At 72.0% G+C, this 12,339-nt stretch carries 10 protein-coding genes; 2 read left to right on the plus strand and 8 right to left on the minus strand.

Annotation, left to right across the window (positions count from 1 at the left end):
• Window positions 1–3: 3 nt before the first annotated feature.
• From hemC to ccsA, 3 genes are read right to left on the minus strand one after another with little or no spacing between them, the layout of a single operon-like run.
• The gene (hemC, locus tag HZB25_02420; GenBank protein MBI5836077.1) at window positions 4–933 is read right to left on the minus strand and encodes a hydroxymethylbilane synthase; all 930 of its coding nucleotides are present in this window, start codon (window positions 931–933) and stop codon (window positions 4–6) included.
• Window positions 911–2,206: a glutamyl-tRNA reductase gene (locus HZB25_02425; protein ID MBI5836078.1), complete on the minus strand. Its 1,296-nt coding sequence runs from the start codon at window positions 2,204–2,206 to the stop codon at window positions 911–913. The genes hemC and HZB25_02425 overlap by 23 nt, the downstream gene beginning before the upstream one ends.
• Before the next feature lie 12 nt (window positions 2,207–2,218).
• A complete protein-coding gene (ccsA, locus tag HZB25_02430; GenBank protein MBI5836079.1) occupies window positions 2,219–3,007 on the minus strand; it encodes a cytochrome c biogenesis protein CcsA in 789 nt (262 codons plus the stop codon).
• Window positions 3,008–3,253: 246 nt separating this feature from the next.
• On the opposite strand from ccsA, the gene HZB25_02435 reads away from it, so the two are divergent.
• Window positions 3,254–4,849, plus strand: coding sequence for a DUF2723 domain-containing protein (locus HZB25_02435; GenBank protein ID MBI5836080.1), 1,596 nt, complete (start codon window positions 3,254–3,256; stop codon window positions 4,847–4,849).
• Window positions 4,850–4,916: 67 nt separating this feature from the next.
• Here the strand turns inward: HZB25_02435 and HZB25_02440 are convergent, their stop codons facing one another.
• From HZB25_02440 to HZB25_02460, 5 genes are all read right to left on the minus strand, one after another.
• Window positions 4,917–5,270, minus strand: coding sequence for a hypothetical protein (locus HZB25_02440; GenBank protein ID MBI5836081.1), 354 nt, complete (start codon window positions 5,268–5,270; stop codon window positions 4,917–4,919).
• Window position 5,271: 1 nt separating this feature from the next.
• The gene (locus HZB25_02445) at window positions 5,272–5,487 is read right to left on the minus strand and encodes a heavy-metal-associated domain-containing protein (GenBank protein MBI5836082.1); all 216 of its coding nucleotides are present in this window, start codon (window positions 5,485–5,487) and stop codon (window positions 5,272–5,274) included.
• A gap of 18 nt (window positions 5,488–5,505) precedes the next feature.
• Window positions 5,506–7,761, minus strand: coding sequence for a copper-translocating P-type ATPase (locus tag HZB25_02450; protein ID MBI5836083.1), 2,256 nt, complete (start codon window positions 7,759–7,761; stop codon window positions 5,506–5,508).
• A gap of 10 nt (window positions 7,762–7,771) precedes the next feature.
• Window positions 7,772–8,044 (minus strand): metal-sensing transcriptional repressor, encoded by a 273-nt coding sequence (locus tag HZB25_02455; protein ID MBI5836084.1) that lies wholly within the window; start codon window positions 8,042–8,044, stop codon window positions 7,772–7,774.
• Window positions 8,045–8,207: 163 nt separating this feature from the next.
• A complete protein-coding gene (locus tag HZB25_02460) occupies window positions 8,208–9,638 on the minus strand; it encodes an aminotransferase class V-fold PLP-dependent enzyme (protein MBI5836085.1) in 1,431 nt (476 codons plus the stop codon).
• A 295-nt stretch (window positions 9,639–9,933) separates the two neighbouring features.
• Here HZB25_02460 and HZB25_02465 point away from each other — a divergent pair, with 295 nt between their 5' ends.
• Window positions 9,934–12,315 (plus strand): hypothetical protein, encoded by a 2,382-nt coding sequence (locus HZB25_02465; protein ID MBI5836086.1) that lies wholly within the window; start codon window positions 9,934–9,936, stop codon window positions 12,313–12,315.
• Window positions 12,316–12,339: the final 24 nt, after the last annotated feature.

Here is a 12,339-nt window from a genome sequence, read left to right on the forward strand (position 1 = left end):
CGCTCAGGCCTTCGGCGGAGGGGGGATCACCGGGGCCAGCTTCAGCAGCTCCTCGGCGCCCTGGGCCCGCAATTTGTCGGAAACGGCCCGCCCCACCGCCTCGGGGTCGCTCGCCGGGCCGGAACCGGTGGCGCGCACCACCTGGCTGCCGTCGGGCGAGCACGCGATGCCGTCCAGGGTCAGCGTGCCGCCCTCCACGCGCGCCCATGCGCCCAGCGGCAGGCGGCACCCACCGCCCAGCGAGCGCAGCAGTTCGCGCTCGGCGCGCGCCGCCACGAAGGCGGCCGCGTCGGTCAGCTTCTCCACCGCCGCGCGGGTGGCGCGGTCGGCCTCGCGCGTCTCCAGGCCCAGCGCGCCCTGCGCCACGGCGGGCAGCATCACCGAGGGCTCGAAGATCTCGGTCACCTTGTCGGCCAGGCCCAGGCGCTTCAGGCCGGCGAGCGCCAGCACGATGGCGTCGCACTGGCCCTCCTCCACCTTGCGCAGGCGCGTGGGCACGTTCCCGCGCACTTCCACGCACCTGAGGTCGGGCCGCGCGTGCAGCACCTGCGCCGAACGACGCAGCGACGAGGTGGCCACGGTGCTCCCGGCGGGCAGCTCGGCCAGCTTCGCTCCGCTGCGGCTCACCAGCACGTCGCGCACGTCCTCGCGCGCGGGCACGGCCGCCAGCACCAGGCCCTCCGGCAGCACCGTCGGCAGGTCCTTGAGCGAGTGCACCGCGAGATCCACCTGCTCGCGCAGCAGCGCCTCCTCCAGCTCGCGGGTGAACGCGCCCAGGCCGGCGATCTCGGCCAGCGGGCGGTCCACGTGCTTGTCGCCGGAGGTCTTCAGCTCCACCAGGTCCACCGGGGACTCGCCCGCGGAGCGCAGCAGCGCCGCGATGTGGCGCGACTGCGCCAGCGCCAGCGCGCTACCCCTCGTTCCGATCCTCATCAGGCTCCTCTCCGGGCCGCACGCCCTCCACGTCGAACAGGTGCCGCACCGCCTCGGCCAGCTCGGTGCCCCGCCGCGGGTCCTGCTGCGCCTTCACCAGGCGCATGGTCGGGCCGCGCAGGATCTTCGAGACCAGGCTGCGGGTCAGCTCCTCCAGCTTCGGCAGGTCCTCGGGAGCGAACTTGCGCGCGTAGCGGCTCAGCTCGCGGGCGCGCAGCTCCTCGAGGCTCGCGCGCACCGTGGCCATGGTCGGGGCGATCGCCAGGCCCCGGTACCACTCGAGGAACTTCAACTGCTCCTCGGAGACGATGGCCTCGGCGCGCGGCGCTTCCTTCCGCCGGCGCTCCAGGTTGTCGTCCACGATGCTCTTCACCGCCTCGGTGGAGTACACGAACACGTTCGGCAGGCGGTTCACGTCGGGGTGGATGTCGCGGGGCACCGCCAGGTCCACCAGCACCGAGCTGCGGCCGCGGCGCGCGCGCATGGCTTCGCGCATCATGTCCACCGTGATCAGCGGCTGCGGCGCGGAGGTGGCGCTGAACACCAGGTCGGCCTCGGGCAGCAGCCGCGGCAGCGCGTCCAGGCCGAACGCCTGGCCGCCCACCTTGCCCGCCAGGGCCTGTCCGCGCTCCAGGGTGCGGTTGACGATGCGGAAGTCCCTCGCGCCGCCGTCCAGCAACTGGATGGCGGCGATGCGGCAGGTGTCGCCCGCGCCCAGGATCAGCACCTTCTTGCTGCCGAGATTGCCGAGCACCTTGGCGGCCAGGGCCACCGCCACCGAGGCCATGGACACCGAGCCCTGGGTCATGGCGGTCTCGCTGCGGATCCGCCGCGCGCAGTGCATGGCCGAGTCCACCATGCGGCGCAGCACCGTGCCGCTCATGCCGCGCTTCGCCGCCAGGTCGGCGGCGGCGCGCACCTGGCCCGCGATCTCGGTCTCGCCGATCACCATCGAGTCCAGCCCCGAGGTGACCCGGAACAGGTGCGCCACCGATTCCTCGGTGCGCCACACATAGGTGGTGTCGGCGTGCTGCATCAGGTCGATGCCCTTGAGGGCCTTCACGATCTCGGAGACCGCGACCAGCGGGTTCTCGAATTCCTCGCCGCGGGTGTAGAACTCGGTGCGGTTGCACGTCGAGAGGATGATGGCCTCGCGGCTGAACCTGCGACGCAGCGCCTCCAGCGCCTCCTCGGCCTCCGAGGGGGTCAGCGCCACGTTTTCACGGATCTCGGCGGGCGAGGTCCGGTAGTTCAGTCCGACGCACAGGATCATGCCGCGGGCGCCTCAGCGGAACTGGTGGAAGGAGCTCGACAGCGGCCCGATCACGAGGGTGGAGAGCAGCAGCATCGCGAACCCGGCCAGGGTGAGGAACACCGGGGCGCGGCTGCTCTGGGACCAGCGATAGTGGGCCATGATGGCCACGCCGAAGATCACCCACACGAGAAACGACGAGATCACCTTGGGGTCGGCGAAATAGGTGGGCTTGAGCCTCGAGAGCCAGATCGCCCCGATGGCGATGGCCGCGGTCAGCAGCACGAAGCCGACCAGCGTGGAACGGATGTTCATCTGCTTGAGCTGCTCCAGGGGCGGCAGCCGGTGATAGACCAGCGTGAGCCGGCCCAGCTTGAGCTCGTGGTAGAGCATCAGGAACAGCAACCCGTAGACCGCCGCCAGCGCGAAGGCGCAGTAGGCGGTGACCGCGCTCAGCATGTGCACGGCGAAGAACGGCGACTCCAGCAGCTTCAGCAGCTCCTGGGGCGGCTTCACCCCGGGGAAGGGCAGCCCGCCGATCAGGACCAGCAGCGCCACCACCGGCACCACGAACACCCCGGTCATCGGCGTGTGCTGGCGGATCTCGAGATACAGGTACACCGCCGCGAGGCTCAGGGAGACGGTGGTGAGCGCCCCCGAGAGCGTGGACAGGGGCAGGGTGTGCACCTCCACGCTCCGCCACACCATGTAGACCAGGTGGGCGGCCATGGACAGCAGCAGCAGCGGTCGGGCGGCCCGTCCTAGGGCCGGCGTGCGGCCCACGAACAGGGCCCCGTAGCCGAGCCCGGTCACTGCGTACAAGGCGAAGATTAACAGGTGAATAGGCGACAAATCGCTCGATCCTTGCGGTGGTTCGGGGGGCGAACGGATGTTCGCCGGCCGGGTGGGCCGGAACCTCGGGAAGTATAGAGGTTCGCCGGAGGGGTTGCAAACCTGCCCGCGGGGGACCTGCCCGCGGCGGACCCCACGCGCGGCGCCGGGGAGGCCCGGGGAGCCGCCCCGCCATGCGCGGTTGAGCGCCTCCCGCGCCGCTGGTAGCATCCGCCCATGCTTCCAGTCCAGCGACCCGTGCCATGGTACTGGTCCACCCTGGCCGGAGTCGCCGCCCTGGCTGCCTGCCTGCGCTTCGCCCCGCCGGTTTCCGGCAGCGGGGACTCGAGCGAATTCACGCTCGTGCTCGCCCTGAACGGCATCGCCCACCCCACGGGCTACCCCCTGTACACGCTCTTCGGTCACGCTTACGTCATGGCCCTGCACGCCCTCGGCGCGTCCTGGGCGTTCGCCGCCAACACCTGGAGCGCGCTCGGGGCGGGCGTGGCGGTGGGGTTGATGCACGCGCTGGGCGCCCGCCTGATCCCGCCCGGGGCCGGGCTGCCGGTCCCGGCGCGCGCGGCGCTGGCCGCGCTCCCGGTGGCGCTCTTCGCGCTCCACCCGGCATGGATCGACGTGGCCACGGTGGCCGAGGTGTACTCGTGGCACCAGGCCTGGGTCATGGGCGCGGCGCTGTTGTTCTGGCGCCTGGTGGGGGCGCCCGGCGGGGTGCGCGCGCCGGGCGGAGACGGCGGCCGGGGCGCGGGACTGTCGGCGCGAGCGGCCGCGGGCTGGGGCCTGATGTGTGGCGCGGGGCTCGCACATCACCTGGCGGCGGGGCTGGTCGTCGGCCCGCTCACGCGGTCGCTGCTGTGGGCCCACCCTGGGACCGGCCGGCGCCGGCTCGCCCATCTCGCCGTCGCCGCCCTCGCGGCCCTGGTTCCACTGTCGAGCTATGGACTGCTGTTTGTCCGGATGGGGGCCGGAGGTCCGGCTCACTGGGTGGGGCTCGAGCCCACATGGGTCGGGTTCTGGCGCCACGTCACCGGCGCGCAGTACCACGGCCTGGTCGGGCACTTCGGCTTCTCGGGGGAGGAAGGGTCGGCGATCGCAGCCACGGTGCTCCCCTTCCTGGTGCCGGGGCTGCTGCTGTTCGCCGCGTCATGCGCGGGCAGGGGCAGGGCGGCGCGCCTGGGCCTGCTCGCACTCATGGCCGCGGTGCTCCTGCAAACCGGCTTCGCGCTGTCCTACGGCGTCAGCGATCCGGGCGCCTTCTTCCTGCCGCCCCTGGGGCTGGCGCTGCTCCCGGTGGTGCCCGTCCTCGCGGCGCGCATGGGGGCGGGCAGGGCCGGCCGCAGGCCGGCGATCGCGGCGGGCGCGGCGCTGGGAGGGCTCGCCGTGGCGCTGTGGCTGCCGTGGTCGCAGAGTGCCCTGCAGTTGCGCTCCGCGCACGTGGGGCTGGACGCGATGGTGCACGAAATGTGGTCCGGGATTCGCTGCGAGCGCGGACTGGTGCTCTGGCACAACGACATGTTCCAGCGCCTGCGCGAGTACCAGCTCTTCGGCGGGGAGAATCCGGGGCTCGAGGTGCTGAACCCGTGGATGTTCACCGACCCCGTGGTGCGGCGGAAGTTCGCGGCGCGACATGGATTTGATCCGCTGGGGAACCTCAGATTCTCGCGGCGCGACCTGCTGTCGACGGGCCCGGAATCCCCGGCCACCCGGGCCTTCTTCCTGGAGGTCGCCCGCCACATCAACGCGAACACCGAACTGCCGGTGGTGGAGTTCGCGCCGGACGTGCCGATGGTGCGCGTGCTCGACAAGCCGCGTTGAACGAAACCTCCGGCAGCCCCGGGCCCGCGCTCCGCATCGCAGGGGAGCAGCGAAGCGGGAGCGCGTCTCAGCCCTGCAGGTCGTTCGCGACTTCGCGGACCGCCGGCACCACCCCCAGCGGATCGGCGCCGGGCTCGATGCCCACCGAGATGTGCCCGGCCGGCAGGGGCCACACCAGCTCGAAGAAGCTGCCGTAGCGCACGACCAGGAATTCCAGGCCGCCGCAGTCGATGTCCCCGCGCTGTCCCGCCAGCTTGAGCAGCGTCGGGTTCACCAGCAACTCCTCATACTTGTCGGACTCCGCGGCGCTGGCGTTGGCCAGGCCGGGACGGGCGGCGGAGGTCAGGCGGCCGTGGTGGTAGATCGCGACGTAGCGGATCCCGGGGGAGAGGGCGAACACCCGGTCGAGCACCTGTTTCATCTCAACCCCCCGCCTGGATGCCGACGACCTCGTACCCCGCCTCCGCGACGGCGGCCTTCAACGCCCCGTCCTCGAACGTGCCGCCTTCCACCACCGCGCTCTTCGTGGCCAGGTCCACCTTCGCGGAGGTGACCCCGGAGACCCCGGTGAGCGCGGCGGTCACGTGTGCCACGCAGTGGGCGCAGCTCATGCCTTCGATCGAGAGATGCTTCGTCATCACTTTCCTCCAGCGGCGTCAGCGGATCGGTTGGTATCTCTTCAGGCGCAGGGCGTTCGTGAGCACGGAAACCGAGCTCATGGACATCGCCGCCGCGGCCAGGATGGGGCTCAACTGCGGGCCGCCGAAGGCGTACAGCAGCCCCGCGGCCACGGGAATGCCCAGCACGTTGTACCCGAAGGCCCAGAACAGGTTCTGCCGGATGTTGCGCATGACCGCCTTCGAGAGCCCGATGGCGGCCGGTACCCCCATCAGGTCGCTCCGCATCAGCACCACGTCGGCGCTCTCCATGGCCACGTCGGTGCCCGAGCCGATGGCCACACCCAGGTCCGCCTGGGCCAGCGCCGGCGCGTCGTTGATGCCGTCGCCGACCATGGCCACCCGGCGGCCGGCGGCCTGCAGTTTCTTCACCTCCGCGGCCTTGTCCTGCGGCAGCGTCTCCGCCAGCACGCGCTCGATGCCCACCTGGCGCGCGATGGCGCCGGCGGTCCGGGCCGAGTCGCCGGTGATCATCACCACTTCGATGCCCATGCCGCGCAGGGCGGCGATGGCCCGCGCGCTGGACTCCTTCACCACGTCGGCCACCGCCACCAGCCCGGCGTAGCGGCCGTCCACGGCGACGTGCGCGGGGCTCCTGCCGTCCCCGGCCAGCCGGTCCGCCGTCTCCGCGCCCGCGGCGGTGTCCACACCCCGCGACGTCAGGAAGCCGGCGGTTCCGAGCAGGACCGGCTGTCCCTCGACCACTGCCTCGATGCCGCGGCCCGGGATGGCCCGGAAATCGCGGACCTCCCGCTCGGCCGCGCCGCGCGCGCGCGCCGCGCGCACGATGGCGTCGCCCAGGGGGTGCTCGGAGCCCCTCTCGGCGGCGGCCGCGAGCGAGAGCAGTTCGAGCTCACCGAAGCCCGGTGCCGGGGCGATGTCGGTCACTTCGGGCTCCCCGCGGGTGAGGGTCCCGGTCTTGTCGAACACCACCGTGTCGATGCGGTGGGCGGTCTCCAGCGCCGCGGCGGACTTGATCAGCACGCCGTGCTCCGCGCCCTTGCCGGTGCCGACCATGATCGCCGTCGGCGTGGCCAGCCCCAGCGCGCAGGGGCAGGCGATGGTGAGCACCGCGACGAAGACGGTGAGGGCGAACGCGGGCGTGTGCCCGAGCAGCAGCCACGCGCCCGCCGCCAGCACCGCGACCCCGAACACGACGGGTACGAAGATCCCCGAGACGACGTCCGCCGTGCGCGCGATGGGCGCCTTCGAGCCCTGCGCCTCCTCCACCAGGGCGATGACGCGCGCCAGCACCGTGTCCGCCCCCACCTTCGTGGCACGGAAGGTGATCGAGCCGTGCTTGTTGAGGCTGGCCCCGACGACCGGCGCGCCCGGCTCCTTCGTCACCGGCAGGCTCTCACCGGTGAGCATGGACTCGTCCACCGTGCTCCGGCCGTCCACGACCTGCCCGTCCACGGGGATCCTCCCCCCCGGGCGCACCCGCACCAGGTCGCCGACCTCGACCTCCCCCACCGGGACCTCGATCTCCGCGCCGTCGTGGAGCACCGTCGCGGTGCCGGGCTGCAGCCCCATGAGCCTCTTGATGGACTCCGAGGTCCGCCCCTTGGTCACGGCCTCGAGGGCCTTGCCGAGGAGGATGAGCGTGATGATGACCCCGGCGGTCTCGAAGTAGAGATTGTGGACCGCGTGCGCGTCGCCGCCGGCCACGGCGAACACCGACGCGGCGCTGTAGACGAGCGCGGCGCTGGTGCCCATGGCGATCAGCGTGTCCATGTTGGGGGAGAGCCGCAGCAGCGCCCTCGTGCCCGCGACGTAGAACCGGTATCCCGCGGCGACCGCCGGGACCACCAGTCCCAGCTGGAGCAGCGCGTTGCGCAGCGGATGTTGCGCCGGCGCGAAGGCTCCGGGCAGGGGCAGGCCCAGCATCGCCCCCATGGCCACGTACAGCAGCGGCAGCGAGAAGGCGGCCGAGATCGCGAACCGGATCCACAGGGACCGGACTTCGCGCTCCCGGGCATCCCGGTGCGCGTCCGCCTTCGCGCCGGTGTCGGATGCGAGCGGCGTGTAGCCGGCCCGCGTGATGGCCTGCCGGATCGCGGACAGCCGCGTCACGCCCGGGTCGTATTCCACGGACGCCTTCTCGGAGGCGAAGTTGACCGCCACCCGCGTGACGCCCTCCACCTTGCCGACGGCACGCTCGATGCTCCGGGCGCACGCCGCGCAGGTCATGCCCTGGATGGGCACCTGGACGGACTTCCCCGGGGGCCCGGCCATGGTCGCGGATTCAGGCAAGGTACTTCTCCAGGATGTGCGCGATCTCCTCGATCTTCTCGGGGCCCTTGTCGGTCCGGACGGCGTCGCGCACGCAGGTGTTCATGTGCTGCTTGAGGACGACGAGGTTCGCCTTCTTCAGCAGCGCGATGGACGCATGGACCTGCTTGGAAACGTCGATGCAGTAGCGGTCGTCCTCCACCATCCGGATGACCGCCTCCACCTGCCCGCGGGCGGTTTTCAGCAGGTCCAGCACCTTGCGGCTGTCGTGACTGGCGTGATCCATGGTCGGGCCTTCCCGGGGTTCGTGCGCTGCCGGCGCGTGCGATGGTTCGAGTGCCTCTCTCGCGTGTGGCGCTGCCCGCGCGGCGCGCCCTATCCCTCCCCATATGGGGAGGGGTGAGTTGAGTATGCCCCGGCACCCGGGGGCCGTCAAGGGGGTCCCTGGCTCACGGTTCCGCCTGCAGTTCGCGCAGCCGCGCCATGAGCCGCCGCACGTCGTCCATCGAGCTTTCGGGGTGCATGAACACCAGCCTCAGGTGGCGCCGGTTGCGGAACAGCGTGGTGGACAGGTGAAAGTCGCCGTCCGCGATCAGGCGGTCCCGGAGCCGGATCTGCTCGGCGTCGTCACCCGGGGCGTGGAAGCACAGGATGTTGGACTCGGGCTCCACGGGGCACTCGAATCCCGGGACCGTGCGAATGTGCTCGCATGCCTCGCGCGCCAAGGCGAACCGGCCGTCCACGTAGTCGGCGAGGCCGCGCTCCCCCAGCGCGGCCAGGACGGCGAAGATCTTCAGGCCCAGGCCCGCCTTGGTGCACTCCACGGACCGGTGCATAAAGTCGAAGCCCGGCTGGTGCTTCTCGTGGAACAGGTAGCTGGCCTCCTGCTGGAAGGCCCCGTCCAGCGTGCGGCGGTCGCGCACCAGCACCGCGGCGCACACGCCAGGCGCGCGCATCATCTTGTGCGCGTCCCACACCAGCGAGTCCGCGGTCTCCACGCCGTCGAGCCGGTGCCGGTGCTTCGGGGAGAGCAGCGCCGTGGCGCCGTGGGCGCCGTCCACGTGGAACCACAGGCCCCGCTCCCGGCAGAACGCGCCGATTTCGCGCAGCGGATCGTACGTGCCCACCGCGGTGCCGCACGCGTTCGCGACCAGCGCGACAGGCCGCCGCCCATCCTGCAGCACCCGGTCGAGCAGCGCGGGCAGCCGGTCCACGCGGATGACGTCGCGCGTGTCCACCTCGGCATGGTAGATGGCGCGCGAGCCGATCCCCAGGATGCCCGCGGCGCGCGCCACGGAGTAGTGGCTGGACGCGGGCGCGATGAGCGCCAGGCCGGGCGGACTGCCGTCCTCCCACGCCGAGGGCACGGCGTGGCTGCGGGCCGCAGCCAGCGCGGTAAGGTTGGCCAGCGATCCGCCGTGGGTCAGGACCCCCGCTCCGTGGGGCGCCGCAGCGTCCGCCCCGTTCCCCGCCGCCCCCGGCACCGGCTGCGGCGTCCATCCCACGCGCTCCAGCAGCCAGTTGACCATGAAGAACTCGATGGTCGCCGCCGCGGGACCCATCTCGTAGATGCCCATGGGGTTGTTGGTGAAGCCGTCCACCAGCGCCGCGAGCGCTCCCGTGGGGTGCGGCACGGCGACCTGGTGCGCCAGGTACGAGGGGTGCTGCAGCCGGGTGGTGGCCGCGAGATACCGTTCCAGGAAGGCGCGCAGCGCCTCTCCGTTCAGGCCGCCCTCGGACACCCACCGGGCCAGGTCCAGCTCTTCGATGATTTCGTTCATCGGCGTCAGCCGGATCACCGGCCGGCTTCGAGACACCGACTCCGCACCGTAGCGCTCGAGGGCCTCGACCACGATGCTCGCCTCCGACGTGAACGACATGGCTCCACCTCCTGCATCCGAGTCACTTGCACTCTGCGAGCACATGGCCAGCATGGAGTTACTGCTTTCTCGCACGGGTCGCGTGCGGCCGGGCCGCGCCACAGACCGCGCCTGCCGGGCCGCGCCACAGGCCGCGCCTGCCGGGCCGCGCCACAGGCCGCGCCTTGTCACTCCACCCGGCCTCCGCTAGCATTCTACCTTGTCTGGACTTTCGGTTCCGCGGCAGGGCCCCGAGGTGGCGCGGATGCGCCCCGGGCCGGGGACGCGGGGTACGGGTGGAAAAAGGAGCGATGCCATGACATTTGGATTCGGACCCAGGCGCGCGGTTTACATCGACATCGCGGCGGAACTGAAGGCGGGCAAGGCGCCGCTCACGGCCGCGGACGCGGGCCATTTCGAGGCCTTCGACGCCGTGTACCGCTCGCTGGTCGCGCTGTTGTTCAACTACGTGCCCCTCTCCGGGCACCCCGGCGGCTCCATCTCCTCCGGCCGCTTCGTCACCTCGCTGCTCTACGACGGGCTGGACTACGACCTTTCCAGCCCCGACCGCGAGGACGCCGACATTCTCTCCTACGCCGCCGGCCACAAGGCACTGGGCCTGTACGGACTGTGGGCGCTGCGCGACGAGATCGCGCGCATCGCCGCCCCGAAGCTGCTGCCCGCCGACGCGAAGCTGCGCCTGCGCATGGAGGACCTGCTGGGCTTCCGCCGCAACCCGGTGACGGCCACCCCCCTGTACCGGAAGTTCCAGGCCAAGCCCCTCGACGGCCACCCCACGCCGGCCACGCCGTTCGTGAAGCTCTCCACCGGCGCCTCCGGGGTGGGCGTATCCACTTCGCTGGGGCTGGCCTTCGGCGCCATGGACGCCTACGCCGCGGCCGCGCCGCGGGTGCACATCGTGGAGGGCGAAGGCGGCATGACTCCCGGCCGCGTGGCCGAGGCGCTCGCCGCGGCGGGCACCGCCTCGCTGGGTAACGCGTTCCTGCACGTGGACTGGAACCAGGCCTCCATTGACTCGAACCAGGTGTGCCGCGACGGCGACAAGCCGGGCGACTACGTGCAGTGGACCCCCGCGGAGCTGTGCTACCTGCACGACTGGAACGTGGTGTTCGTGGAGGACGGCCGCGACTTCCAGCAGGTGATCGCCGCGCAGCGCCGCGCGGTGGCAATCCAGAACGGACAGCCCACTGCGGTCGTGTACCGCACCACCAAGGGCTGGCAGTACGGCATCGAGGGCCGCGCCTCGCACGGCGCCGGCCACAAGCTGTGTTCCGACGGATTCCACGCGGCCGTGGCACCCCTGCTCGCGAAGACCGGCGCCACATTGCCGGCGTGCGAGGCCAACGCCCAGCGCTGCAGCGGCGGCGCGAAGCCCGAGGTCATGGAGGAGTGCTTCTGGGAGGCCCTCGGCGTGATCCGCGCGGCGCTCGAGCAGGACCGCGCCACCACCGACTTCCTGGCCGCCCGGCTGACCGGGGCGAAGGACCGGCTCGCCCGGCTGGCCCGCAAGCCGCGCGCCGGCGGTCCGGATCTCGCGCCGGCGTACGCCGCGGCCGCGAAGGCCCACGCGCACGTCCCCGACGAGGTGGCGCTGCAGCCCGGCGAAAGCACCACGCTGCGCGGTGAGCTGGGCCGCGTGCTGAACCACTACAACAGCCTCTCGAAGGGTGCGCTACTGGCGGCCGCCGCGGACCTGCTCGGCTCCACCAGCGTGAACGTGGTGGGCAAGGGCTTCCCCGAGGGCTTCTTCAACGCGAAGACCAACCCCGGCGCGCGGATGCTCTCCACCGGCGGCATCTGCGAGGACGCCATGTGCGGCATCCTGGCGGGCATCTCCTCGTTCGGGCATCACGTGGGCGTGGGCTCCTCCTACGGCGCGTTCCTGGCGCCGCTGGGCCACATCCCCGCGAGGCTGCACTGCATCGGCCAGCAGGCGCGGCAGGTGATCGCCCGCGAGCCGTACCGCCCGTTCATCATGGTGTGCGCGCACGCCGGGCTGAAGACCGGCGAGGACGGGCCCACGCACGCCGACCCGCAGGCCCTGCAGCTGCTGCAGGAGAACTTCCCGCGCGGCACCGCGATCACGCTCACCCCGTGGGACCCGGCGGAGATGTGGCCGCTGCTCTCCGCCGCGCTGACCCAGCGCCCGGCGGTGATCTCGCCGTTCGTGACGCGGCCCAACGAGAAGGTGCCCGACCGGAAGAAGCTGGGTCTGGCGCCGGCGTCGGCCTCCGCCACCGGCGTGTACCTGCTGCGCGCCGCCCGGGGCAACGGCGGCCACGGCGACGGCACGGTGGTGCTGCAGGAGAGCGGCGTCACCTACGCGTTCGTGGAGGGCGCGCTGCCGCTGCTGGAGAAGGAAGGCGTGGACCTGAACGTGTACTACGTGGCCAGCGCCGAGCTCTTCGACGCCCTGCCGCGCGCCGAGCAGGACCGCATCTTCCCCGAGTCGCGCGCGCGGGAGGCCATGGGTATCACCGGCTTCACCCTGCCCACGATGTACCGCTGGATCCTCTCGGAGCAGGGTCGAACCGCCACGCTGCACCCGTTCCTCAAGGGTCACTTCCTGGGCAGCGGCCAGGCCGACAAGGTGCTGGCCGAGGCCGGCCTGGACGGCGAGAGCCAGTTCCGGGCGATCCTCAAGTACGTGAAGGGTCGCCAGCCCCAGCCGCTGTAGGGCGGCGCTGCGGTGGCCTCGTGC

Source organism: Candidatus Eisenbacteria bacterium (assembly GCA_016235265.1).
Taxonomy (GTDB): domain Bacteria; phylum Eisenbacteria; class RBG-16-71-46; order RBG-16-71-46; family JACRLI01; genus JACRLI01.